Raw genomic sequence first — 25,988 nt, 5'->3', positions numbered from 1 at the left:
GCCCGGCGCGTGCGCGGGTCGGGCTGCAGCTCGGTTGCGCTGAATCGGTGCCAAATCTGCGCCTAATCTGTGGCTGGTTTGATAGGATTTCCAAAAGGACCCCGCCATGCTTGCCACTATCCCGATTACCAAGACCACCTCGTCCCGCCTCACCCCGGAACTCCGCGACAAATCGGCGTTCGGTGCCGTGTTCAGCGATCACATGCTGATCGCCGACTGGTCCCACGGCAAATGGGGCGACCCGAAGATTGTCCCGTATGGCCCCCAGATGCTCGCCGCCGCGCCGGCGGTGGCGCACTACGGCCAGGGCATTTTCGAAGGCTTCAAGGCCTTCCCGCGGCCGGGCGGCAGCGCGGCGGTGTTCCGCCCGCAGGCCAACCACGCCCGCATGGGCCGGTCGTGCCAGCGGATGGCGATGCCCGAAGTGCCGGCCTCGATCTTCATCGACGGAACCATGGCGCTCGTGCAGCTCGACCGCAACTGGATTCCGGAAAGCGAGGGCGCGGCGCTCTACATTCGCCCCGTGCTGTTCGCCACCGGCGAGCCGCTGGGCGTGCGGCCGTCCGACACGTTCCGCTTCGTCATCGAGACCTGCCCCAGCGGCCCATATTTCTCCGGCGCGGTTGATCTGATCGCCGAAGACACCTACGTCCGCGCCTTCCCTGGCGGCACCGGCACCGCCAAGTGCGGCGGCAACTACGCCGGCAGCATGCTCGCCGCGCTCGAGGCGCAGAAGAAGGGCTTCCACAACGTGCTGTGGCTCGACGGCATCGAGCGGAAGTACGTGGAAGAGGCCGGGCTGATGAACGTGGTCTTCGTGATCGACGGCACGGTGGTCACGCCGCCGCTCGGCGGCACGATCCTCCCGGGCATCACGCGCGACAGCGTGCTCACGCTGCTCCGCGACATGAAGGCGCCGATCGACGAGCGCCGCATCTCGATCGACGAGGTGTTCGAGGCGCACGCCAAGGGCACGCTGCAGGGCGCGGCCGGCGTCGGCACGGCGGCGGTGATCGCGCCGCTCGGCCGCCTGCGTCACAAGGATCGCGAGATCACCGTCCCGGCTTTGACCCCCGACTCGGTGCTCGCGAAGGTGGGCGCGGAACTCGAGGGGATTCGCACGGGCCGCATTGCCGACCGTCACGGGTGGTTGACGATGATCTGATCTGGTGATTTGGTGATTTGGTGGTCTCGTGATTTGCCGGGGCGGCCGAGAAGTCCGACATCACGGCGTTCATGCGCGCGCTGTAGCTGTCACGGCGGCAGGGGCCGGGCCATCGGTGCCCGGCCTTACCGAAATAGATCAGCGCTCCTCGGCGGCCGCCGCCCCGGCGATGAGCCCCTTGAGTTCACGCAGCACCTGGTCGCCCGTCCACCTGGCATCGGCCGAGTCCCACGCCGACTGGGCGAAGTTGGTCGGCTGGCCGATCTGCCGGTACAAGGCAAGCAGGGACTGGTCGTCGGATACCCATGGCGCCGACATCACTTCGATCACATGCTGCAATTCGTGACCGAGCAGCGCCAGCAGCGCGTCCGAGCTAGCCTGTGCTTTGATCGACACGCGCACGAAACGATTCGGCGGACCCGCGCCGATCCAGGTCAAGATGCCGGCCGCCTCGTGCGGCAACCAGCGCACGGTCTGAACTATCACAATGACGCGGCCACCCTGCACCTGTTCCACCAGCGACCGCAGGGTTGGCGAGCGACGGAGGCCATCGGGCAGCAGCCCCGCCAGGCGGGAGTCCTCGATCCGAATCTGGGTGCCGGCGGCCGGCTCCTGAGGCGATGACTGCGGTACGGCCACCTGTAGGACACCAAGCAGCAAGGCGAGGACGATCGAGGCGAGGTGAACCATGGATGGTGCCTCCTCTTGCTATTGTGCACGATCGGGCCCATGCCGGCGTGTCGAAAACACCACCGGGGCAGGGCACACCGGACGCGCCAGGGCGCCCTTCCGGCCGCCTACTCCGGCGCGCGGAGACGGGCGGCCAGCGTCTTCGCGATCACCTCGCCGTGAAGCCGGCCGTTCTCGATGAACACGGTTCCCGTCTTCTTCCCCGCCAGCTGCCCGCCCGCGACGAACAACCCGGGAACATTGGTCTCGTAGGTGTCCGCGTGGTACCGCGGCTCCAGCGTCTCGGGATTGATCTCGACGCCGATCTTCCGCATGAACTCCGGATCGGCGCGATAGCCCGTCAGCAGCAACACCGCCTCGGCCGGCAGGGTCTGCCCCGAATCGAGCACCACCTCGGTCGGGCGAATCTCGGCGATGTTGGCGTTGAAGTGGGCGGCGATGGAGCCTTCTTTCACGCGGTTCTCGATGTCGGGCTTCACCCAGTACTTGATCGAGTCGCCGAACGCCGCACCGCGGTGCACGATCGTCACGTGTCCGCCGGCACGATGGATCTCGAGCGCCGCTTCGGCCGCCGAGTTCTTGCCGCCGACAATCACCACGCGTTGCCGGTAATAGGGGTGGGCTTCCCGGTAGAAGTGCGAGACGTGCGGCAGATCCTCGCCGGGGATGTCCAGCATCACCGGCGCGCCGTAGTAGCCCATCGACAGCACCACGTTGCGCGCCTCGCGCACCCGCGTCACGCCGCGCGCGTTCCGGGTGTGGACGACGAAACAGTCCGCCTCAGCCTCGACCTCGGTCACTTCCTCGAACAGCGACACCTGCAGCTGAAACACGTCCACCACCTTCCGGTAGTAGCGCAAGGCCTCCGTCCGCGTCGGCTTGTCGTACGGCGTGGTCAGCGGGATGCCACCGATTTCCAGCAGCTCCGGCGTGGTGAAGAACACCATGTTGGTGGGAAACCGCGCAATGGCGTCCACAAGCGCGCCCTTTTCGAGGACGAGGTAGTCGAGGCCGAAGTGCTTGGCGGCAATGGCGGTGGCGAGCCCGGACGGCCCGGCCCCGATGATGATGACGTCGCGAACGGACATATCTCCCGATTCTAGCCGGGAGTCGGGAGTCGGGAGTCCTGAACCGGGAACCGGATCCGGTTAAGATGCGCCCGAGGGGTTCGTCATGCGATTACTGCTTGCCGGCGTCGCTGCCTTCGCGTCTGCGTCCGTCCTGTCGGCGCAGGTCCCCCAACAGCCGCCGCAGCCACAGCCGCCGATTTTCCGGGCCGGCATCGAGCTGGTCAGCGTGGACGTCGCCGCCCTCGACACCAACGGCCGGCAGGTTACCGACCTCACCATCGCGGATTTCCAGGTGGAAGTGGACGGCGACCGGCGGCAGGTGGTGTCGGCCGAATACGTGCGCTCGGTCGATCCTCTGCGCGTGATCGGCGCGCCGCGCAAGGTGGCGGCGGCGCCGGACGAGACCTTCTTCTCCTCCAATTCCAAGGGCGCGCCCCTGGGCCGGCTGGTCCTGCTGCTGATCGACCAGGGCAACATCCGCACCGGCGCCGCGCGGGCGGCGATGAACAGCGCCAAGAAGTTCGTGGACACGCTGACGCCGGAAGACCGCGTGGCGGTGGTCGCGGTGCCGGGGCCGGGCGAACTCGTCGACTTCACGACCGATCACGACAAGGTGCGCGAAGCCCTCCTCCGGATCGTGGGCAGCGGCGAACCGGTGCAGTTCCGGTTCAACCTCAGCGTCACCGAAGCCCTGGCCGTCTACCTGCGCAGCGACCTGCAACTGGCCGTCGAGGTGATCATGCGCGAGTGCGGGCGGCTGCCGGCCTCCGAGGCCGAGCGGTGCGAGCGCGAGGTCGAGCAGGACGCGGGACAGATCGTGGGCGAGGTGCGCCACCGCACGCAGGCCTCGGTCAACGGCATGCGCGCGGTGCTCAAGGGCCTGGGCGGCATTGAGGGCCCCAAGTCGGTGATCCTGATCTCGGAAGGGTTGACCTTCGAGAGCCTGGGCGGCGAGAGCGACGAACTGGCGTCGGCGGCGGCCGATTCGCGCGCCACCATCGACATCCTGCTGCTCGACGTGCCGCGCTTCGACGTGTCGCAGTCGGCGCGGCCGAATACGCCGCGCCAGGATCGCGACCTCCAGGTGACCGGCCTCGAGCTGCTCGCCGGCGCGGCGCGGGGCTCGCTCTATCGCATCAACACGTCGGCCGAATACGCCTTCGACCGCATCTCGCGGGCCCTCGACGGCTTCTACCTGCTGGGTGTCGAGTCGCAAGCCGCCGATCGCAACGGCCGGCGGCATCGCATCTCGGTGAAGACGCCTCGCCGCGGCGTGACCATTCGCTCGCGGCGCAGCTTTCTCACTTCGGTGTCGGCGAAGGCGACCACGCCCGAGGATGCGGTGTCGCGCGCGCTCAAGTCGCTGCTCCCGATCAACGACCTGCCGCTGAAGGTGGCGACCTGGACCTACAAGGAGCCCGGCTCGTCGAGGGTCCGCGTGCTGATCGCCGCCGAAGCGGAGCGCCTCGCCGGACAGCCGCTCGACTACACCGCCGGCATGGTGATGGTGAACAAGGAGGGGCGCGGGTTTGCCCCGGCCGTGGGCCTGCGGACGCTGACGGAAAAGGCCGGCGACCCTGGCACCGCCGTGCTCTCGGGCTCGATGGCGGTGGACCCCGGATCTTACCGGTTGATCCTGTCGCTGGCCGACAGCGAAGGGCGCGTCGGCAGCGTGTCGCGCCTAGTGACGGCGTGGCAGATGGATGGCCCCGCCCTGGCGATGGGCGACCTGATCCTCGGGAGCTACACGCCGGGCGAGAAGACCGCGCTCGCGCCGGCCATTGAACCCGCCGTGACCGGCCAGATGGCCGCGCTCGTCGAGATCTACGGGCCGGCGCCGCAGCTCACCGGGCTGGATGCGGTGCTCGACATCCTGCCGAATGAGGACGCCCAGCCGCTGGCGACCATCCCGATGCGCCTGGCGCCGGGACCGTCACCGGAGATCCTGGCGGGCAACGCGCAGTTCAGCACCACCGCGCTCCCGCCGGGGCGCTATCTGGCGCGCAGCACGATCCGCCAGGGCGGCAAGGCCCAGGGGCACATGATTCGCCCGTTCCGCGTCCTCACCGAGTCACCGGCGCTCGGCGGCGGCGTGCCGGCGGCCGCCGCGGGCGGCGCGCTGCCGGCGGAGATGGCAATGGTGTTACTGGGTGGGTTGTCGAACTTCGATCGCAAGGAGTGGCTGACACCGGCGGCGCTGATGGCGACGTTCGCGGCGGCCGAGGCGCGGGGAAACGGGTCCCAGGCCGCGATCAAGGAAGCCCGCGGCGGCGACCTGGGCTCGGCGGCAATGACCGCGCTCGGCGACGGCGATCAATCGCTGGCCGCGTTCCTCAAGGGGCTCGAGCTGTACCAGTTGTCGCAACTCGAGAAGGCCGCGGTGCAGTTCCAGAGCGCCATGCAGATCGCGCCCACCTTCACCCCGGCGCGGTTGTATCTCGGCGCCGCGCTTGCCGACGCCAACCGCCACAAGGAAGCGGCCGGCCTGATCCAGAGCGCGGCGACGTCACCGGCAAGCCCCGCGGCGGCGCGGCTCGCCGGCGAGGAGTGGCTCAAGGCGGGCCAACCCGAGCTCGCGATCACGCCCCTCGAGTTCGCCATGCGGCAACCCGGCGTCGATGCGCGCACGCGCAAGCTGATGGGGATTGTCTACGTGCTCGGCGGCCGCCCGGCGGATGCCGTGGCGGTGCTGACGCCGTACCTCGAGACCAACCCGACCGATCAGCCGGCGCAGCTGGCGGCGATCTTCGGCACCTACATGCGTCACCTGGACGCGCCGCAGCCGGCGACGCTGGCGGCCGACCAGGCCAACGTCGTGAAGTGGTCGAAGGCCTACACGGCGTCAAAGGGCGCGATGCAGCCGCTGGTCGCCGCGTGGGTCAAGCACGTGCAGGGACTTCGGTAAATCACCAAATCACGAGATCGCCAAATCCGTGACGCACAACCCTTTGTCGATGATCGCAAACGCCTCCGCCAGCTCCGCCTCGGTGATACACAGCGGCGGGTTGGTGAAGAACGTGTTCCACCGCACGAAGGTGTAGAGCCCCTCGTCGCGGAAGAACTTGCCGAGCGCCTGCATCTCCGGCGAGGTGCCGTTGAACGGCGCCAGCGGCTCCATGGTCCTGCGATCCTTGACCAGCTCGACGAGGCCGAACAGGCCGATCGAGCGCACATCCCCCACGCACGGGTGCTTCGCCTTCAACTCCGCCAGCATCTTGCCCATCAACACGCCCATGGTCTTGGCCCGGGCGATCAGGTTGTCTTCTTCGTAAACGGCGATGGTGGCGAGCGCGGCGGCGCAGCCGAGCGGATGGCTGTTGTAGGTGAGGCCGCCATAGAGCACCTTCTGCTGGAAGTGATCGGCGATGCCCTGCCGGACCCCGACCGCGCCGAGCGCCACGTAGGCGCTGGTCAGGCCCTTGGCCATGGTCAGGATGTCGGGGACCACCTTCCAGTGATCGACGGCGAACCACTCGCCGGTGCGGCCGAAGCCCGACATCACCTCGTCGCAGATCATCAGGATGCCGTGCCTGGTGCACAGCTCGCGGACGCCTTCGAGGTAGCCATCGGGCGGCACGTGGATGCCGTTGGTGCCGGTCACGGTTTCGAGGACGAAACCGGCGATGGTCTGCGGCCCCTCGAACATGATGATCTCTTCGAGCTGCGCCAGCGCCTCAGCGCCCGAATCGGTGCCGCGCTTCAGGCCATGGTGCGGATGCGGCACGTGGATGATGCCGGGCATGCCCGGCTCCATCGCCCACCGGCGCGGGTCGCCGGTCATGGTCAGGCTGGTGCCGGTGCCGCCGTGATACGACCGGTAGCGCGCGAGGATCTTGTGGCGGCCGGTGACCAGCCGGGCCATGCGCACGGCGTTCTCGTTGGCTTCGGCGCCGCCATTGGTGAAGAAGAACACGTCGATGTCGCCCGGCGAAATCGCGGCCAGCTTCTGCCCCAGCCTCGCGCGCGGCTCGGTGGCCATGAACGGGTTGGCGTAGGCCAACGTCGCGGCCTGGTCCTGGATGGCCTTGATCACACGCGGGTCGCCGTGCCCGATGTTCACGCACATCAACTGGCTGTTGAAGTCGATGTAGCGCTTGCCTTCGGGCGTCCAGAAGTAGATGCCCTTCGCCTTCGCCACCGGAATGGGGTCGACGTGCGCCTGCGCCGACCACTCGTAGAGCGAGTGCTTCTTCGAGAGCGCCACCATTTCTTGTCCGGTCATGAGTTCCTCATTCGGCCAGCGTGAGCACCGCCAGCGCCAACACTTTCGTTGCCATCACAATATCCGCAATCGAACAGTACTCGTCGGGCTGATGCGCCAGGTCGAGTTCGCCGGGGCCGTAGGCCACGCAGTGCGGGACGCCGGCGATGCGGGCGACGTGCTTCTGATCGTAGGTCCCCGGGCTGGCCACCAGCGCCGCCGGACGGCCCACCACGCGGGCAATGGCGGCGGTGAGCGCCGCGATTACCGGCGCGTCTTCGGGGGCACGGGTCGGTTCCACGATCATCCGGTCTTCAATCGCGAAGCGCACCTCGGGCATCTTCGCCTGCGCCTTGGCCACCAGCGCGGCGACCTCCGCGCGCGTCCGCTCGAGGCCCTCTTCCAGCAGGAACCGGCGATCGAACACCGCGCGGCAGCGGTCCGCCACGCAGGGACTCGGCGATTCGTCCACCGGCTGGCCGCCCTCGATGCCGTTGACGTTGATGGTGGCGTGGCGCGACCCTTCGGGCACCACCGGCATGGTGGTGACGCGCCCGGCCAGCGCCGGCCCGAGCTCGTCGCGGACCAGGTCCATCAGGTGCGACATGCCCTCGATGGCGCTCACCCCGAGATACGGCATGCTGCCGTGGGCGATGCGGCCTTCGGCAATCACTTCGAACCAGTAGACGCCGCGATGACCGACACAGATGCGATCGACGCCGAAGGGCTCGGGGATAATCACCGCCTTGGTCCGCTCGCGGGAGATCCAGCGGTTCTCGGCGAGCCACGCCACACCGGCGAAGCCGCCGCTTTCCTCGTCCACGGTGCCGCTGATCTCAATCGGCGCCTGGTGCGCGACGCCGGCCCGCCGGATGGCCGCCGCCGCAAACACCGCCGCCGCCAGGCCTGCCTTCATGTCGCAGGACCCGCGGCCGTAGAGCCGCCCGTCGATGATCTGGCCGCCGAACGGATCGCGCGTCCACCCCTGTCCGGCGGGCACGACATCGAAATGGCCGTTCAGGTGAATGGCGGGGCCCCTGGCGGCGCCCTCGTAGCGACCCACCACGTTGATGCGCGGGTGGCGCGCGGTGTGCTCGACGCGGCCAATGGCCGGCAGCAACTGGACCTCCGCCCCGTGCGCGCGTAGTTGATCGCCAATCGTGTTGGCGCAGGCTTCGTACTCCTCACCTGGCGGGTTCACGGTGGGGATGCGCACCAGCCGCGAGGCGAAATCGACGATCTCGCCGGCGGCGCGGTCAACTTCCGCGATGATGCGATCGGTCTCCGAAGCACGCACGGTGGGAATTTTATCCCGACCGACTCCCGACTCCCGACGAGAAATGCCCTCCCGACCAGAAATGCCTTCCCGGCAAGTATCATGTCTTCATGTTTCGATTAGACGGGAAAACCATTGCCGTCATTGGCGCCGGCTCGGGCATCGGCCAGGCCGTGGCCCTCGGTGTCGCGCAGCAGGGCGGACACACCATCTGCCTCGACATCAACGCCGCCAACGCGGCCGCCACCGCGGACATGATCGCCAGGGCCGGCGGCTCCGCCGCGGCCGGCGTCGTCGACATCGCCGACGAGACGTCGGTGCGCGACGCCCTCGCCAACGCCCTGCACCACCGGACCGGGCTCGACGGCCTCGTCTGCACGCCGGCCATCAATGTCAGGAAGTCGATCCTCAACTACACCGGCGAGGAGTTCGACCGCGTGGTCCGCGTCAACCTGCGCGGCAACTTCAACGTGCTCCAGGCCGCCGGCCAGCTCATGGTCCTGCAGAAGTCCGGCAGCATCGTGCTGTTCTCGTCGATTCGCTCGCTTGTGACCGAGCCCGGGCAGTCGGTCTACTCGATGACCAAGGCCGGCATCGTGCAACTGGTGCGGACCGCGGCCACCGAGTGGGGCGAACTGGGCGTGCGCGTCAACGCCGTGGGACCGGGCGTGATCGAAACGCCACTCACGGCGCCGATCAAGGCGCAGCCCGAGTGGTACAAGGCCTATGCCGACAAGACGCCGATGAAGCGCTGGGCCCAGGCCTCCGAGATGGCGGGGCCGACCGTGTTCCTGCTGTCGGACGCCGCCAGCTACGTCACCGGCACCATCCTGTTCGCCGACGGCGGCTGGCTCGCCAACGACGGGCGGTTCACGCCGCCGGGAATGTGACGGATGGCCCTGAGCGTCTTCGCCGACAGGTCGAAGAAGCCGTCGCCGGCCGCCCTCACGGCCGCCCTCGGGCGGAAGGCGCCACAGTGGGACCATGCGATCGAACAGATTGCGGGCCGCATCGGGCCCGTGACCACTGAATGGGGCTTCTCCAGCAAGAGCACCGGCTGGGGCCTGCGCGTGAAGCGCGGCGACCGCATCATCGCCTACCTCACGCCGTGCGATGGCCACTTCCTGGCCTCGTTTGCGCTCGGCAGGGCGGCGGTGGCGGAAGCGCGCGCGGCGCGCCTCCCTCAGCACGTCCTCGACGCTGTTGACAGCGCCCAGAAGTACGCCGAAGGCACGGGCCTCCGCTTCGCCGTGTCGACGGCCGCGGACGTTCGCGCGGTCGCGGCCGTCGCGGCGATCAAGAATCAGAACTGAAGGTGGGAACCATGCCCCTCACGTCAACTCGCCCGCGACCGCAACTCATCGGCATCCCCTACGACGCCAGTTCCTCGTTCTTGCGCGGGTCTGCGGCGGCGCCGTCGCTGATTCGCCAGGCGATGTGGTCGCCCGCGGGGAACTTTTTCACGGAGAAGGGCGCCGACCTCACCGGCCTGACCGACGCCGGCGACCTGCCGCTCTCGGACACGCCGGCGAAGGCGCGCGATCAAATTCAGCTCGGCATCGGCGCGCTGCTGGCGAGCGGCTTCCAACCCATCGCGCTCGGCGGCGACCACTCGATCACCTATCCAATCCTGCGCGCCCTCATCACGCAGCGCCCCACGCTGACCATTCTCCACATCGATGCCCATGGCGACCTCTATGACGAGTTCGAGGGCGACCGCTATTCGCATGCCTGCCCGTTTGCCCGGATCATGGAGGAGTGCGCGGGCGTGACGCTGGTGCAAGCCGGCATCCGCACGCTGACGCCGCATCAACGCGAGCAGGTGGCGAAGTTCGACGTCAACTGCCTCGAGATGCGCCACATCGCGGCGGGAGCCCGGCCGGCGATCGACGGCCCGGTCTACATCTCGGTGGACATCGACGGCCTCGACCCCGCGTTCGCGCCCGGCGTCTCCCACCGGGAGCCGGGCGGCCTCTCCGTCCGCGACGTGCTGACGATGATCCACGCGCTCCCCGGCCCGATCGTCGGCGCCGACGTCGTGGAATACAACCCGTCGCAGGACCTCGGCGGCGTGACAGCGGCGGTCGCCGCGAAAATCGCACGAGAGATCGCCGGCCAAATGATGCTCGGTTAGCTCACCAGCAGCGGCTGAGGGATGATTGGGGTCAGGCCGCGAAAATCGCCCTTACCAGTCGTTCAAAAGGGCGATTTTCGCGGCCTGACCCCAATCATCCCTCGGTGCGACGTAGAATCCCGACGTGCGCTACACGCCGTCGTTCACCGGCGTCGCCGAATCGCCGATGGTGCAGATCGCCACGGCCGCCGAGCAGATGCCCGGCTCGCTCAAGCTCTGCTACGGCGAGTCAGACCTGCCGACGCCGGCGTTCATTTGTGAAGCGGCGGACGCCGCGCTGAAGGCCGGACACACCTTCTACACGCACACCGCCGGCTACGCCGAACTGCGCCAGGCCATTGCCGGCAAGGTTCACGAACTCCACCGCGTGACGTATCGGCCGTCGGAGATCATGAGCACCGTCGGCGCGTCGATGGCCATCTACGCCGCCATCCGCGCCATCGTCGGTCCCGGCGACAACGCCGTGGTCGTCTCACCCGCCTACGCCATCTTCGCCAACAGCGTGATCATGGCCGGCGGCGAACCGCGCCCGGTGCCACTCGCGCGCGACGGCGCGCGCTTTCGCCTGGATCTCGATCGCCTGCGCGCCGCCATCGACGCCAACACGCGAATGATGATCGTCAACAGCCCATCGAATCCCACCGGCTGGGTCGCCTCCATCGCGGAGCAGCAGGCGCTCGCGGAGCTGGTGGCGCAACACGACCTCGTCCTCCTCGCCGATGAGGTCTACGAGCGGCTGGTCTACGACGACGGCCAGGACGTCGCGCCGTCGTTCGCGCGCCTCGCCATCGATCGCGACCGGCTAATCGTCGTCAACAGCTTCTCGAAGACCTACAACATGACCGGATGGCGGCTCGGCTGGGCGCAGGCCAGCGAGGCGACCATCAAGACGATGTACAGAGCTGTGGAGTTCATGACCTCGAACGCCTCGGCGATGGTGCAGCAGGCGGGCATCGTCGCGCTGCGCGACGGCGAGCCATACATCCGCGAACTGCGCGACCACTACGCCGATCGCCGCGCCGACGTGATGACGGCGCTATTGTCGCTGCCGGGCGTGTCGCTGCCGGAACCGCAGGGCGCCTTCTACGCGTTCCCACGGATCGAGGGCCTGACCGATTCCCCGGCGTTGACGAAGGAATTGCTGCAGGCCACGGGCCTGGCGCTGGCGCCGGGTGCAGGCTTTGGGACTGACGGCGAAGGCTACGTGCGGATGTGCTTCGCGGCGACCGAGGCGACCGTGGCCGATGCCCTGGCTCGATTCACGCAATGGATGTCGCGTCGAGAGGGGCCGGTATGCAGCCGAAAATAATCCGGGTGCTGGTGCAGGTAGCGATCGTGTTCGTCCTGATGGTCGGGTTCATGATGATCGTGACCGCGGTCACCGGGCGACGCTCGCCATGGGCAACCGGGTTGCTCATCGCCATCCTCACGATCGTGCGTGGCGTCTACATGTGGCGCACGACGCCTCCGAACTCCCCTGCCAAGCTGGTCAAGTGAGCCCGAGATACAGGAGAGCCCTCCCGACCAAGGGTGTCCTCCCGGCCAGAAGTGCCCTCCAGGCAGGTTCCGATATCTACTTCGCCATCTTCCTCGCGTACTGGAGTTCGGGACGCTCCGTACCGGCGTCGGCGCAGGTCGCCACGATCTGCTTGTAATAGCCCTTCGCCTTGGCCGTCTGCTTGGTGGCCTCAGCGGCCTTGCCCGCGCCGTAGAGCGCGAGGAACCGGTTCGGTTCTTTCTTGGCAACGGCTTCGAACGCGACCAGCGCTTCCCTGGCGCGGCCGGCCTCGAGCAGCATGGCCCCGTACATCTCACGGGCGGGAGCGATCGGACCGGGCGTGACGGCGGCCTTGTCGGTCTTGTCCTCGGCCTCGGCCACCGCCGACATCGCCGCGATCGCTTCGGCCTGCTTGCCCTCGGCGAACATCACCCACGCCGCGGCGCCGCGGCGCTGGATGTCCACCTGCTCGGTCCAGTAGGCGTCCTTCATTTCGATCTCGCGGTCGCGAAGCGCCGTCAGTCGCGCGATGTCCGCGGCCGCCTCGGCCGGCTTGCCCGAGCGCGCAAAGCCAATCGCGCGGGCGAAGTGCGTGATGGCTTCGGTGTAAGGAGTGTTCGCCGCGGGCCACGGCTTGAGCGCCGTCGCCTCGGCCCATTGACCGCGCTCCATGGCGTAGCGGGCCGGGATGGCCGCCAGCGCAAAGGTGTTGGCGCCGCCGGCGTCAGCCGCACCTGGTGCCGCGGCGACCTTGGCCGCGACCATCATCGCGTGATCGAGCACGCCCCTGGCTTCCTTGTCCATGCCCATTTGGAGATACGCGTAGGTCATGTAGTCGCGCGCATGCAGCCCCTCACCGAGCCCGCCGCCCGACTTCTCGGCTTCGTCGGCCGAACGGATGTTGGTGGCCACCGATTCCTTCCACTCGCCCACGCGCGTGAAGGTGTGCGACGGCATGTGGAGCGCGTGCGGCACCGACGGCGCGATGTCGGCGTAGGCGCGCGCCGCGGGCAGGGCCTTGGCGGCCAGCGCCGGCACGTCATAGGCGTGGATGATGTAGTGCGCGAGACCGGGATGATTCTGGTTCCGCTTGTAGAGGGGCTCGAGGATCTCGGCGGCCTTGAGGTTCTGCGCGAAGGTCTTGTCGGTCGGGAGCGCGGTTTGCGCAATCGCCAGCGCCCAGAAAATGCGCGCTTCCATGTCATTGCGGTTCTGGCTCGCCACCAGCTCCGTCGCGCCCTCGTAGGCGACGACGCGCGCGCGCTGGGTGGTCACGTCGGCGCTCGAGAAGAGGCCGGCGACCGCGTCGATGAAGCCCTTCTCCCGCGCCGTCGGCGTGCCGGTGGATCGGGCCTTGTCAATCGCGGCCTTGCCATTGGCAATGGTCTGCGCCGAGCGCTGACCGGCGAACGGATTGCCCCAGTAGGTCAGGGCGACGCCCCAGTGCGCCATCGCGCACGTGGGATCCTTCGTGGCGATGCCCTGGAACAGGGACCGCGCCTCGGGGAACCAGAATGAATGGAGTTCCGCGACCGCCAGGTTGAATTCGTCCTTGACGGCAGGGCTGCAGGAGGTCTCGAAGTTGACCGTGCCCGCCTTGATGGCGCCCCCTTTCGGGGAATGATCGTGTTGTTCGGTTTGTGCCCACGCCGGCATCGCCAGCGCGAGCCCGAGACACATGCAACCGGCCGTCATCAATCGCTTCATTTCCGCTCCCTCTGAAGTAATCGTGTACGCGCCGTCGGGCGGTACGCCGCGGCAGGATATCAGAGCCAATGCCGACCCAATCAATCGGATATTGACCGTTCACCCCGGCCCGCGCCAGTTCAGCCGAGATTTCGGCCCGCTCGGCGGCCCCTGTGCAGAACTGACGAAAATCTCCGTAAGATATCGTGAAGTCAATCACTTACGGGCCGTGAGCTGACGGCAACACCCAGACAGAGCCCGCTCGAATCAGGTAAGGAGCGCACATGCACGCGCCAATCAAGTACGCGGAAAAAGGTTTGTCGATCGCAGCCAACGGCCTTTGGCAGGTCTTCTCTCAACTCAACAAGATCAGCCCCAACCCCTCGATGACGCCGAGGTGGTCGGACCAGCCGCTGCTGAAGTCGCACCAGAAGACCAAGCCGCCACTCGGTTGGCCGCGGCAGACCGATTCGCTGTGCCCGACCTGCGTGCGCGAAGCGCGCCAGGCCATTCTCGACGGCACGCGCCCGCTCGAGACCCTGCTCAACGACAAGGTCGGCGAGATCAAGGCCGTGATCGACGAGAAGGACGGCAAGATCGTGATGTCGAAGGACTGCCCCATCCACGGGCACTTCGAAGACACGATGGCCATCGACACCGCCTTCTTCAAGCACCTCGAGGAGGTGTTTCCCGGCCGCGACATCCGCGCCCACAACGACGAGAAGCTCCACAACCACGGCAGCTCGACGATCAAGCACGGCCGCGGCTCGGTGCTGACGGTTGACCTGACCAACCGCTGCAACATGATGTGCGACCCGTGCTTCATGGACGCCAACCAGGTGGGCTTCGTGCACGAGCTGACCTGGGAAGACATCAAGACGGTGCTCGACAACGCCATCACCATCAAGCCCAAGCGGCAGATGTCGGTGCAGTTCTCGGGTGGCGAGCCGACGCTTTCGCCCTACTTCCTCGACGCGGTGCGCTACGCGCGCAAGGTCGGCTACTCGTCGGTGCAGGCCGCCACCAACGGCATCGAATTCGCCAAGAGCCCCGACTTCTCCAAGGCGGCGGCTGAAGCGGGCCTGCGCTACGCCTACCTGCAGTTCGACGGCATCGGCAACGCCGCCAACTCGCACCGTCGTGTCGGCAACCTGTTCGACGTCAAGCTGCGCGCGATCGAGAACCTTCACACCGCCGGGGTCGAAATCGTGCCGGTCGTGACGATTGTCAACGGCGTCAACAACGAGCAGGTCGGCCGCATCATCGAGTTCGCGCTCGACAACCCGAAACGGATCAACTTCCTGTCGTTCCAGCCGGTGAGCTTCACCGGCCGCGACGAGGAAGTCACGCCGGAGCGCCGTGCCGCGCAGCGCTACACGCTGTCGCACCTGGCGCACGACGTCAAGAACCAGACCGGGCTCGGCGAGCCGGTGCGCGACTGGTTCCCGATCTCGTTCGTGGGCACCTTCACCGACTGGGGCGACGTGGTCAAGGGGCCCGACAACGAATGGGGCAACCTGACCTGCGGCTGCCACCCCAATTGCGGCATCGGCATGGCCGTGATGATCGACAAGGAAACCAAGGAGGCGGTGCCGGTCACGGCGTTCCTCAGGGCGGAACAGCTGGCGGCTGACGTCGCGCAGGTCAACGATGCCGCCCGCGGCAGGTTCCTGACCATCGCCGGCATGGCGCTGGCGCTGGCCCGCAACTACGACTCGTTCAAGTCGCCGACGCACTTCAAGCTGAGCGACCTGCTGCAGAAGTTCGACAAGACCTTCGGCGCCACCAAGCGCGACTACGGCAGAGTGGACGGCGACCGCACCCGGGCCGACATCGACAAGCGGCGCGCGGATCGCTGGAACTTTCTGTTCATCGCCGGGATGTGGTTCCAGGACCTGTTCAACTACGACTTCCGCCGCACCGAGATGTGCATCATCCCGTATGCGACGCAGATGGGCGAAATCTCCTTCTGCGCCTACAACACCGGCATCGGCTGGCGCAACATCATCGAGAAGATGCACATGACCGCCACGCTCACCAAGTGGTACGACGAGCACGGGCGCCACGAAATCTTCGCCGGCAACAAGTCGGTGCCGCTCAGCAGCAACGAGCACACCTTGAAGCTCAATGCCGAAGCGGTCGCCGCGGGCATTCAGACCGATCTCGACGATCTCGGGATTGCGAAGAACTCGCGCGACGAGAAGATCGCGGCGCAGAAGAAGAAGAACATGACCCCCGAAGAGCTGCGCCACCACGCGGAGATGGAGAAGCTCTATCGCAAGGAAGTGCTCAAGGAGCAGCCGGGCGTGCCGGTGCTGCAGATCCAGGGCCTCAAGAAGGCCCAGCAGCCAGCGCCGACGCACTGATCGCACCGACCGAGACTAGACCTGAGCGAGGCCCGGGACCCCGGGCCTCGCCTCCCCTGCTACACTCCTCGCCCATGGCCACCGCCGCCAGGGCAGCCCTCATCGCCTGGCTCTCGTTGGGTCTCGCGGCATGCGCCGTGGGCCGTGGGCCGCGGGCTGCCGTGTCGCCGGCGGCGGCGTATTGGTGCCCGATGCATCCGGACGTCCGCGGCCACGCCGGCGAGCGCTGTCCGAAATGCCAGATGGAACTGGTACCCGCTTCCACCGTCATCGGCGACGCCTATGCGGTGGATGTCGAGCTGAACCCGCGGCTCGTGGCACCGCGGCAGAAGACGCGGGTCCGCCTCCACGTTCGAGAGCCCGGCACCGGCGCCACCGTCAAGCGGTTCGACGTCGTGCACGAGAAGGTCTTTCACCTGTTCGTGATCAGCCGCGACCTGGAGTACTTCACCCACGTGCATCCGGTGCTCCGCGCCGACGGCGCGCTCGACGTCGACATCGAGCTGCCGCGGGCAGGGCTCTACCAGCTGGTCGCGGATTTCGTGCCCGCCGGCGGTCCGCCGCAGGTGGTGCAGAAGTCGATCATCACCGCCGGCCACGAGGGCCCGCTGCTCGGCGACCTGGTGCTGACGGCAGACACGGACGACAAGGTGATCGCGGGAACGCGCGTCCGTCTGGGCATGCGCGAGGCGATGGCCGGCGGCCAGCGGCTGATGACCTTCGAGTTGCTGGACGAGGCGAGCGGCAGGCCGGCGTCAGGCCTCGAGCCCTACCTGGGCGCCACGGGACACCTCGTGCTGATGAGCGCCGACATGAGCGTGGCCTCGCACAGCCATCCGGTCGCCGAGCGCGCAGCGCTGCCGTCGTCGGTGGCCTTCCAGGTGCTGTTTCCGCGCGCCGGGACCTACCGCGTGTGGGTGCAGTTCCAGCGCTCGGGCAAGGTGATGACCGCGTCGTTCACGATCCCGGTGCAAGATCGCTATCGCACCGGCACGTAGTCGAACTCGAGCCCGCACTCCGCCGCGGTGGACCGCACCTCAACCCGCGAACCACGCGGCAGCCGCACCGCCGATCGAAGGCGATAGGTCGGCACGTATCCAGGCAGGAAGCGCAAGACGACGCCGAGGGGTTCGATCGACAGGTCGGGCCGTCGGCCGGTGGCCTCGATGCCGGCCCCCGCCTCACCGGCGCGGGGCTGCACCGCCAGCACGTCCACGTCCTCGTCGAGAACCGTGGTTCCGCACGACAGCGAGCGGTGGCGCAACTCATGCCGGGGGCGGGCGCCGAAATAGAGAGCGACGCGGCCCACGCCCGATCTCGGCGTGGTTGATTTCCGGTAGTGAACATCGACCACGAGGTTCGCGCCGGCCGGCAGGCGTCGCGCCACGCCTGGCGGAAACATCACGTCGGATTCCGGCGGCACCCACGACGCCACCAGGCCGTCCATCGCGATGCCAAGCTCCGCGCGCTCGACGATCGACCGTTGGGCCGGCCTCAGGCTCCAGCCCGTGATCCACTTTTCCGACGAGAGTCCGGTGGCAAGCTCGTAGCGCTCGACCTGCGACGACGACGCCGTGCCCGAGGCGAGCGGCAGGTCCACGCCCGGTGAGCGGCCGGGACCGGCGGCCACGTGCGCAGAGGGGCGGACCACCGGCGGCCCCAAAGGCGTGCCGCCCTCCGTCCAGGCCAGCAGGATCTCGGTTTCAAGCGGCGTCAGGCTGCGATCGTTGGCGTAGTCGCCAACGCCGGGAGCCGCGGGCCACGGGGGCATCCGCCGCTCCATCACCTGCTCGCCGATGGCGCGGCTCCACGCCCTGGCCTCTTCATACGTCGTGAGGGGCATTGGACCGAACCCGCCCTCGACATGACAGCCGAGGCACCGCTTCTCGATGAGCGGAGCGATGTCGGCATTCCAGGTGACCTGGGTGAGCCGCGGGTGCGTGGCCACGGTCGGCGCGAGGCTTGCAATGAGCGCCGCCATCACCGCGACACTGCCGATGGGCGCGACGCTCCGTTTCACTGCCACCGCGCGATCTTACACGCGGCAGACCACGCGCGCGTGTCAACGATCGTTTCGCTCGTTGTCTGCCTGCGAGCTGACGGAAGTAGCCGCCGGAGGCGAACCGTGCCACCCGAGGATCCCCCCATGTTGCGACGCCACCTGCCGGCCATGACCGTTCGACCCGTTCGCGCTTCTCGCTGGCTGATCACCGTGCTGCTCGTCGCGGTGAGCCTGCCGGCCGCCGGACGGCGAGACTGGTACGGCGTGGGAACGCCGGTCGGTTACGCCGACAGCAGCCTGGTGGCCGCGTTCAACTTCGATGAAGGAACCGGGCTCGCGGTCGAAGACGTGTCCGGCCAGGACAATCACGGCGTCGTCTCGGGCGCGGCCTGGTCCACCACCGCGAAATACGGCAAGGCGCTGTCGTTCGATGGCGTCAACGACATGGTGTCGATCGCGGATGCGGCGTCGCTGGACCTGACCACCGCCTTCACGCTCGAAGCCTGGGTCAGGCCAACGACCACGACCGGCTGGCGGACCGTGTTGATGAAGGAAGTGCCGGGTGAGCTCGCCTACACGTTGTACGCCAACAGCAGCCCGGCGCGACCCTCGACGTGGGTGAGGACCGGCGGCATCTCGAAGTCGGCCATTGGCGGCACCAGGCTCACCGCGAATGCATGGACGCACTTGGCCGCCACCTACGACGGCGCCACATTGCGGCTTCACGTCAACGGCGTCAGCGCCGCGGCGACGGCGGTCACCGGCAGCATCCAGGCCTCGACCGACCCCTTCCGCATAGGCGGCAACGCCGTGTGGGGCGAGTACTTCAAAGGGCAAATCGACGACGTCCGCGTCTACAACCGCGTCCTGGCTGCCGCGGAGATCCAGGCCGACATGGCCACGCCGGTGTCGGCCGTGAACGACACCACGCCACCGACGGTGGCGGTCACGGCTCCGGCCGACGGGTCCGCGCTCGCGGGCACGATCACCGTCACCGCCACCGCCGCCGACGACACCGCGGTTGGCGGCGTCCAGTTCTACCTCGATGGCGCGGTGCTGGGCGCCGAAGACACCACATCACCGTACTCGGTGTCGTGGAACACGAAGGCGGCCGCGAACGGCGCGCACACCCTCTCCGCGGGAGCGCACGATGCGGCCGGTAACACCGCCGTGTCGGGCAGCGTCAGCGTGACGGTCAACAACCCGCCGCAGCTCGTGATCCTGCAGCCCGCCTCCGGCTCCAGCGTCTCCGGCACCACCGTCCCGATTTCGTACACCACGCAGGGCGACCTTGCCGAGGTCAATCACGTGCACTTCGTGCTGGACGCCGGCGGTACGTTGATGGACATGAGCTTCGACGGCGCCTACCAGATCAGCGGCGTATCGTCGGGGACTCACACCCTGAACGGCTCTCTGGCCCGAGCCAACCACTCGAAGATCGACGGCAGCGACGCGGTGGCGGTGACCTTCACGACCAGCACGCCCGACCTCACGCCGCCATCGGTGGCGCTGACCTTGCCCGCGCCGGGCGCCACGGCCACGGGCCTGACCACGGTGCGCGCCGACGCCGCCGACAACGTCGCCGTCGCCGGCGTGCAGTTCCTGCTGGACGGCAGCAACCTCGGCGCTGAGGACACGCAGCCGCCTTACGAGATCGCCTGGGATTCGCGATTGACGGCCGATGGTGGCCACGCGCTCGCGGCTCGCGCGCGCGATGGCAGCGCCAACAACGCCACCTCACCGCCGGTCGATATCACGGTGTCGAATGGCGGAGGCCCCGCGGTGACCGGCCAATGGTCGGCGCCGTTCAGCATGCCAATCGTCGCCATTCACCAGGCGCTGCTGCCGACCGGCAAGGTGCTGATGTGGGACGCGGCGGACTTCACCAGCGCTCCGCCCGTCCTGTGGGATCCGGCCACGGGCGCGTACCTGAACCAGCCGCAAACCAGCACGGACCTGTTCTGCGCCGGGCACGCCATGCTGGCGGATGGGCGCCTGCTGATGATGGGCGGCGACACGCGGACCGTCGGCCTGGGCGTCAACGACGTCAACGTGTTCAACCCGGCCACATCGACGTGGAGCACGGCGCCCGGCATGGCCTACCGGCGCTGGTACCCGACGGCGACCACGCTCTCGGACGGCCGCGTCTTCGTCCTCTCCGGCTACGACGACTGCTACAGCCCCAGCTGCATCGTCGGCCGCCCGGAGATCTTCGATCCCGCGACGATGGGCTGGACGTCGATGCCGACGGCAGACTACGTCATCCCGACTTATCCGTTCCTGTTCGGGCTGCCCGATGGCCGGATCATTAGCGCCGGTTCCTACGAGGGCACCGTGGACACGCGCGTGCTCGACCTGTCTACCGGCACGTGGACCGTGATGGATCCCAACCCGATCGACGCGGGCAGCGCCGTGATGTATGCGTCCGGCAAGATCATGAAGGCTGGCAAGTGGGCCAACTCGGACGCGCCGTTCGTGGCCGCGCACGGCAACACCTACGTGCTCGACACCAACCAGGCGTCGCCGAGTTGGCGCAGCACGGCGGCCATGAACTTCCCGCGCGCCTACAACATGCTGACGCTGCTCCCCGACGGCACCACGCTGGCGACGGGCGGAAGCCGATCGACGGACCCGGCCTCCGCGGCGCAGGCGGTCTTCGAAGCGGAGGTCTGGTCGCCACTCGCCGAAACGTGGACCCCGCTGGCGCGCAGTCAGAAGCCGCGGCTGTACCACGGCACGTCGATGCTGCTGCCCGACGGCCGGGTGCTCGTCGCCGGCAGCGGCCGCTACGGAAGCCCGGAGCAGTTGAACGGCGAAGTGTTCTCGCCGCCGTACCTGTTCAAGGGACCCCGGCCGGCGATCGCCTCGGCACCGGCGATCGTCCAGCATGGCCGTTCGTTCTTCGTGGGAACCGCGGCCACCGACGTGGCGGCCGTCACGATGATCCGGATTGGCGCGATGACCCACTCGTTCAACTCGGACCAGCGCTTCCTCGACCTGCCGTTCACGCCGGGTGAGGGCGGGCTGACGGTGGACGGTCCAGTGAACGTCCACACGGCTCCTCCGGGTTACTACCTCCTGTTCCTGTTGAACAGCAACGGCGTGCCGTCGATCGGCTCCTTCGTGCGAGTGCCGGCGACGACCGAAGACACGGAGCCGCCGACGGCGCCGACGGGACTGTCGGCGGCCGGCGGGCTGGCGCAGACGGCGTTGTCGTGGACCGCGGCGACCGACAACGTAGCCGTGTCCGGCTACCGGGTCCACCGCTCCAACACCGCGGGATTCACCCCGGCCGACGGCAACCTGGTTGGCCAGACGGCGTCCACGACGTTTGTTGACACCGGCCTGGCCGCGGGCACGCACTACTATCGCGTGATTGCTCGCGATGCCGCGGACCTCCGCAGCGACCCATCCAACGAAGCCGCGGCCGTGGTCACGTCGGATGGCGAGGCGCCCACCGTGGCGATCACCACACCCGTGCCTGGCGCCACCGTCTCGGGCTCGGTGACGGTCGCGGCCGGCGCCGCCGACAACGTCGCAGTGGCCGGCGTGCGCTTCCTGCTCGACGGCGCGGCACTGGGAGCCGAAGACGCCAGCGCGCCATACGCGATCACCTGGAACACCGGCACCGCGACGCCGGGCGCGCACCAGCTGACAGCCGTCGTCCGCGACGGGTCTGGCAACACCACGACCTCGGTCGCCATCGCGGTCACGGTGACAAGCCCGGCGCCAGTGGGCCTGGTGCTGGCGATGGGGTTCAACGAGGGCGCTGGAACGACGGCGGCCGACTCGTCGGGCCTCGCCAATGGCGGAGCCCTCTCGAACGCGACCTGGACCGCGTCGGGCCGCTTCGGCTCGGCGCTGACCTTCAACGGCAGCAGCAGCTGGGTGACGGTGGCCGACGCCAACTCGCTCGACTTCACAACGGGGATGACGCTGTCGGCGTGGGTCAGGCCGACGAGCGTGTCAGGCGACTACCGGACGGTGATGCTGAAGGAACGCGCGCCGGGCCTGTCGTACGCGCTCTACGGGACCGACGGCGCGTCGCGGCCGCCGGCCGGTTACATCAACACCGGCGGGTCCGACCTCGCGGCCATCGGGCCGTCGAACCTGGCCGTCAACACCTGGACCCACCTCGCGCTGAGCTACGACGGCGCGACGATGCGGCTCTACGTCAACGGATCCCTCGCCAACAGCCGCAGCGCCGCCGGATCAATCCAGACCTCGACGGGCGCGCTGCGAATCGGCGGCAACGGCGTGTGGGGTGAGTACTTCGCCGGATCGATTGACGAGGTACGGGCCTACAACCGCGCCTTGACGCAGGCCGAGATCCAGGCCGACCTGAACACGCCGGTGAGCGGCGCACCGGCCACTGGCGCGTGGACCCTGTCGGGCACGATCAGTCCGGCTGCGACTGGCGCGGGATCCACGGTGACGCTGGCGGGTGCGGCCAGTGCCGCGGTGACGGCGGATGCCGGCGGCAACTACAGCTTCGCGGGGCTGCCGAACGGGTCGTACACGGTCACACCAGCGAAGAGCGGCGTGACCTTCCTCCCTGCCGCCAGGTCCGAGACCATCAACGGCGCCAACCTCGCGAGCGTGGATTTCGCGTCCACCACCGGCGGTGATGAGTTCACGGCGCTCTGGCCGGTCAATGGCGATCTCGACCGATACCACATCCAGCTGGTGGCGAGCCCGATTGCGGCGACGTTCGTGCCGGATGGCAACGCGGATTGGTTCGTGGTGATGGCGACCTTCAAGCCGGCCGGACAGCAATAGGGGTCTGACCCCGACTCGGTGGTGCGGAGGGGTCTGACCCCTCCGCGGTTCTCGTCGTGATCGTCGCTACGCCCGGGGGTCAGCCCCCTGCATCTCTCGGTCGGGGTCTGACCCCTAGAAGCTCAGCTTGGCGGCCAGCTGCATCACGCGCGGCTGATACGCGTTCAGCAGGTTCTGCCGCGGATCGCCAAACGTCGTCGAATTCACCTGCGCGTTGTAGGCGCCGTAATTCTTGTGATTGGTGATGTTGAACACCTCGGCGATGCCGGTCAGTTTCATCCCCGCCGGCAGCTTCAGGTCTTTCGACACCCGCAGGTCGATGCGGTGCAGCGGCAAGCCCTTGAGGGCGTTGCGCGGCACGATTTCGCCAACGGCGTAGGTGGCGTTGCCGTCGAAGCGCTCGAGCGCCGCCGACCTGACCGTCAACGGCACTGTCACGTAGCGGTTGGTGCCGGTGCCGCCGAACGGGTTGGCCGCGTAGGTCGTCGCGTAGTAGTTGCCGGACCCGAACAGGTAGGCGCCCGACAGCGAGAGGTCGTAGGGCAGCTTCCAGATGCCGTTGAAGCGGAGCGTGTGCCGCTGGAACTCCGTGGAGCGGGCCCATTCGGCATCCGGATCGAAGGGGTTGTTGCCCTGATACTGGAAGTTCGTGGTGTCGTCGTTGGCGAACAGCATGTAGGTGTACGACATCGAGGCCTGCCAGTTGTTGCGGTAGCGGCGCGTGATGCCGCTCGAGATGGCGGCGTAGTCGGCGCTGCCGTTCGACTCGAGCCACTGGATCTGACCGTAGGCCGGGTCGGGGCGTCCCTGCGCCGGGGTGCGGTTGTAGCCGGTGGCCGGGTTGAAGAACAGGTTCGGATCGCGCTGGCGCGCGAAGTGGTAGCCCTTCCAGTGCGTGAAGTCGGCTTCGATGCCCAGTTGCGGGCCAATCTGGCCCTGGAAGCCGATGATGCTCTGCCACGTGGACGGCATCTGGTAGTCGTGCGCGATCACCCGCGGGCTCTGCGCCGGCAGCGGCACCTTGCCGGACTGGATGTCGGCCTGGGTGATGCCGCGCGTCGGATCCGTGAGGAACCCGGGCCGGCCGTCGTTGGGGAAGGAGTTCACGAGGATGCGCTCGCCGTTGAACGACTGGATACTGAACGTCGTGTTGGAGTCGGGGATGCTGTAGTAGAGCCCGCTGCCGCCGCGGATCACCCAGGTGCCGTTGCCGCCAACGTTCCAGGTGAAGCCGGCGCGTGGCGCGACGCTGCCGATGTCGCGCAGGTTATTCGGATACAGGAGATCCCCGCCCTGGAGGTCGATGTCCTGGTACTGCGACACGCCGCCGGCGGGGTTGAACTTGGCCTGGGTCGTGATCAGCGGCGGGTCGAGCGCGCCCCAGTCGGCGTCCCAGCGGACGCCGTAGTTCACGGTGAACGAATCGCTCATCCGCCAGGTGTCGCCGAACCACACCGCCCAGGTCGGCCGCGGGATGTCGATGGTCCAGTCGCCGAAGTTCTGGTCGAAGCGCTGGACGGTGGCATCGAGGCCGGTGAGGTCCCACCGCGAGGGATCGTCCCAGGCATCGAAGGGAATGCGGCGATTGATGTCCGCCGGGATCGAGTTGAAGATGAACTCACCACGCGACAGCAGCTGCCATTGGCCGGTATCGTGCCACCGCAGGAACTCGCCGCCGATCTTCGAATCGTGGCGGCCCCAGGTCTTCGACAGGTCGTAGCGCGCGCTGATCGTGTTCTGGAAGAACTCCTGCGGGTAATTGCGGCGCTGGCCGATGGTCAGGCCCGGGAAGACGTAGTTCGCCGTGTTCTCCAGCTTGCTCGACGCCAGCAGGTTCTGCCAGTCGAAGTGGGTGTAGCCGATTTTCACTTCCTGCAGCGTCGTGTTGTTCAGCACCTTGGCCCAGGTCCCGACCACGTTGACGGCCTTGCGATAGCGCGCGGCCGCCTGTGACGGATGCTCGGTGCCGGCCACCTGCGTGAAATCGTTACCCCAGTCCCAGTAGGACGCGCGCACCGTGAGGTGATCGGTCGGCCGCACCTGCCAGTCGCCGCGGCCGAGGAAGCTGTTCTGAATCAGCTTGGTGTCGAAGCTGAACGACTGGCCTGGCAGCGCCGCCGGCGCCGCGAGAATCGTGTTGGGCTCGTTCTCGCGCTCGAACGAGAGGAAGAAGTGCGCCTTGTCCTTGATCACCGGCCCACCGAACGCGACGCCCAATTGCTGGTTGGCGTAGGGCAGCACGCGATTGGCGATGAAGTCCTTGGCGTTCCACTGGTCGTCGCGGAAGTAGCCATAGACACTGCCGTCGTAGTTGTTGGTGCCGGAGCGCGAGATGGCCTGCACCTGGATGCCGAGCGAGCGGCCCTGCGTGATATCGAACAGATTGGTGACGACCTGGAACTCGGCAATCGCTTCGCGGCTGAACTTCGGCTGGCCGAATCCCGAACCGGCGACCTGCTGCGTGATCTCCTGGCCGTCGAGGTTGAGCTGAAACTGCCGGTCGCGCACGCCGGGGGTCGTGTCAACCGCATTCGCCGTGATGCCCTTCACCTGCATCGCCAGCTCCATCCAGTTGCGGCCCTGTAGCGGCAGCTCTTCCATCTGCCGGCGGTCGACGTTGCCGGCCACCTGTGTGGAGCTGACGTCCACCAGCGGCGCTTCGCCGGTGACGGTCAGCGTCTCCGACAACGACGCCACCTGCATCGCAAACGGCAGCGAGCGGTTCTGGCCGACGAGCAACTCGATGTCGGGAATGATGACGGTGGAGAAACCGGAGAGTTCGGCCTGGACCTTGTAGCGGCCGGCCTGCAGGCCGCGGAGGCGGTACTCGCCGCGCTCGTCCGATACGGTGGTCGCGACGCGGCCGGTGTCGATCATCGTCGCCGTGACGGTGGCGCCGGGCAACGCCGCCTTGGTGCCGTCGACGATGGTGCCCGCCAGCGAGGCATCCTGGGCTGACGCCGCGCCCACCGAAACCGCCAATAGGGAAAAGATCAGAAACGCGAGGACGCGGGCACGCATAACTCACTCCCTTTCTGCCCGGGGGGCAGGTGTGAGAAGTCAACCGACGCAACCAACAATGAAGCCGCGACTTTCCCGTGCCCCTCGCACCGCGAACGCG

The 25,988-nt window shown here is 67.8% G+C and carries 17 protein-coding genes; 10 read left to right on the top strand and 7 right to left on the bottom strand.

All coding sequences use genetic code 11. The features are described 5' to 3' along the window. The first annotated feature begins 106 nt into the window (after positions 1 to 106). Complete coding sequence (locus tag WC815_06385; GenBank protein ID MFA5908382.1) at positions 107 to 1,165, top strand: branched-chain amino acid aminotransferase; 1,059 nt, start codon at positions 107 to 109, stop codon at positions 1,163 to 1,165. 138 nt (positions 1,166 to 1,303) lie between these two features. Here the strand turns inward: WC815_06385 and WC815_06380 are convergent, their stop codons facing one another. Next, a complete protein-coding gene (locus WC815_06380) occupies positions 1,304 to 1,855 on the bottom strand; it encodes a hypothetical protein (GenBank protein MFA5908381.1) in 552 nt (183 codons plus the stop codon). A 107-nt stretch (positions 1,856 to 1,962) separates the two neighbouring features. Continuing rightward, positions 1,963 to 2,943, bottom strand: coding sequence for a YpdA family putative bacillithiol disulfide reductase (locus WC815_06375; protein ID MFA5908380.1), 981 nt, complete (start codon positions 2,941 to 2,943; stop codon positions 1,963 to 1,965). A gap of 85 nt (positions 2,944 to 3,028) precedes the next feature. Between WC815_06375 and WC815_06370 the strand changes: the two genes are divergently transcribed. Beyond that, the gene (locus WC815_06370; protein MFA5908379.1) at positions 3,029 to 5,830 is read left to right on the top strand and encodes a VWA domain-containing protein; all 2,802 of its coding nucleotides are present in this window, start codon (positions 3,029 to 3,031) and stop codon (positions 5,828 to 5,830) included. A gap of 9 nt (positions 5,831 to 5,839) precedes the next feature. On the opposite strand, the gene WC815_06365 is transcribed toward WC815_06370, so the two are convergent. Together WC815_06365 and WC815_06360 are read right to left on the bottom strand one after the other, a co-directional pair. Beyond that, entirely contained in the window at positions 5,840 to 7,147 is a 1,308-nt protein-coding gene (locus WC815_06365; protein ID MFA5908378.1) for an aminotransferase class III-fold pyridoxal phosphate-dependent enzyme, read from the bottom strand. A 7-nt stretch (positions 7,148 to 7,154) separates the two neighbouring features. Beyond that, entirely contained in the window at positions 7,155 to 8,423 is a 1,269-nt protein-coding gene (locus WC815_06360; protein MFA5908377.1) for an acetylornithine deacetylase/succinyl-diaminopimelate desuccinylase family protein, read from the bottom strand. A gap of 89 nt (positions 8,424 to 8,512) precedes the next feature. Here WC815_06360 and WC815_06355 point away from each other — a divergent pair, with 89 nt between their 5' ends. From WC815_06355 to WC815_06335, 5 genes are all read left to right on the top strand, one after another. Next, positions 8,513 to 9,292: an SDR family NAD(P)-dependent oxidoreductase gene (locus WC815_06355; protein MFA5908376.1), complete on the top strand. Its 780-nt coding sequence runs from the start codon at positions 8,513 to 8,515 to the stop codon at positions 9,290 to 9,292. Positions 9,293 to 9,295: 3 nt separating this feature from the next. Beyond that, positions 9,296 to 9,715: a DUF3788 family protein gene (locus tag WC815_06350; protein ID MFA5908375.1), complete on the top strand. Its 420-nt coding sequence runs from the start codon at positions 9,296 to 9,298 to the stop codon at positions 9,713 to 9,715. 11 nt (positions 9,716 to 9,726) lie between these two features. Then, a complete protein-coding gene (gene speB / locus WC815_06345) occupies positions 9,727 to 10,536 on the top strand; it encodes an agmatinase (protein MFA5908374.1) in 810 nt (269 codons plus the stop codon). Positions 10,537 to 10,660: 124 nt separating this feature from the next. Beyond that, the gene (locus WC815_06340) at positions 10,661 to 11,845 is read left to right on the top strand and encodes an aminotransferase class I/II-fold pyridoxal phosphate-dependent enzyme (protein ID MFA5908373.1); all 1,185 of its coding nucleotides are present in this window, start codon (positions 10,661 to 10,663) and stop codon (positions 11,843 to 11,845) included. A gap of 5 nt (positions 11,846 to 11,850) precedes the next feature. Next, entirely contained in the window at positions 11,851 to 12,033 is a 183-nt protein-coding gene (locus WC815_06335) for a hypothetical protein (GenBank protein MFA5908372.1), read from the top strand. A 76-nt stretch (positions 12,034 to 12,109) separates the two neighbouring features. On the opposite strand, the gene WC815_06330 is transcribed toward WC815_06335, so the two are convergent. After that, entirely contained in the window at positions 12,110 to 13,741 is a 1,632-nt protein-coding gene (locus WC815_06330; protein MFA5908371.1) for a hypothetical protein, read from the bottom strand. Between the two features lie 263 nt (positions 13,742 to 14,004). On the opposite strand from WC815_06330, the gene WC815_06325 reads away from it, so the two are divergent. Next, complete coding sequence (locus WC815_06325; protein ID MFA5908370.1) at positions 14,005 to 16,086, top strand: radical SAM protein; 2,082 nt, start codon at positions 14,005 to 14,007, stop codon at positions 16,084 to 16,086. 74 nt (positions 16,087 to 16,160) lie between these two features. Further along, positions 16,161 to 17,084 (top strand): heavy metal-binding domain-containing protein, encoded by a 924-nt coding sequence (locus tag WC815_06320; GenBank protein ID MFA5908369.1) that lies wholly within the window; start codon positions 16,161 to 16,163, stop codon positions 17,082 to 17,084. On the opposite strand, the gene WC815_06315 is transcribed toward WC815_06320, so the two are convergent. Next, entirely contained in the window at positions 17,066 to 18,112 is a 1,047-nt protein-coding gene (locus WC815_06315) for a hypothetical protein (protein ID MFA5908368.1), read from the bottom strand. The genes WC815_06320 and WC815_06315 overlap by 19 nt on opposite strands. 120 nt (positions 18,113 to 18,232) lie before the next feature. Here WC815_06315 and WC815_06310 point away from each other — a divergent pair, with 120 nt between their 5' ends. Beyond that, positions 18,233 to 22,867, top strand: a complete 4,635-nt coding sequence (locus tag WC815_06310; protein ID MFA5908367.1) for a LamG-like jellyroll fold domain-containing protein — start codon at positions 18,233 to 18,235, stop codon at positions 22,865 to 22,867. Between the two features lie 114 nt (positions 22,868 to 22,981). On the opposite strand, the gene WC815_06305 is transcribed toward WC815_06310, so the two are convergent. After that, positions 22,982 to 25,888: a TonB-dependent receptor gene (locus WC815_06305; GenBank protein MFA5908366.1), complete on the bottom strand. Its 2,907-nt coding sequence runs from the start codon at positions 25,886 to 25,888 to the stop codon at positions 22,982 to 22,984. Positions 25,889 to 25,988: the final 100 nt, after the last annotated feature.

It is taken from the genome of Vicinamibacterales bacterium (assembly GCA_041659285.1).
GTDB lineage: Bacteria > Acidobacteriota > Vicinamibacteria > Vicinamibacterales > UBA2999 > 12-FULL-67-14b.
This window is presented reverse-complemented; position numbering and strand designations above follow the sequence as displayed.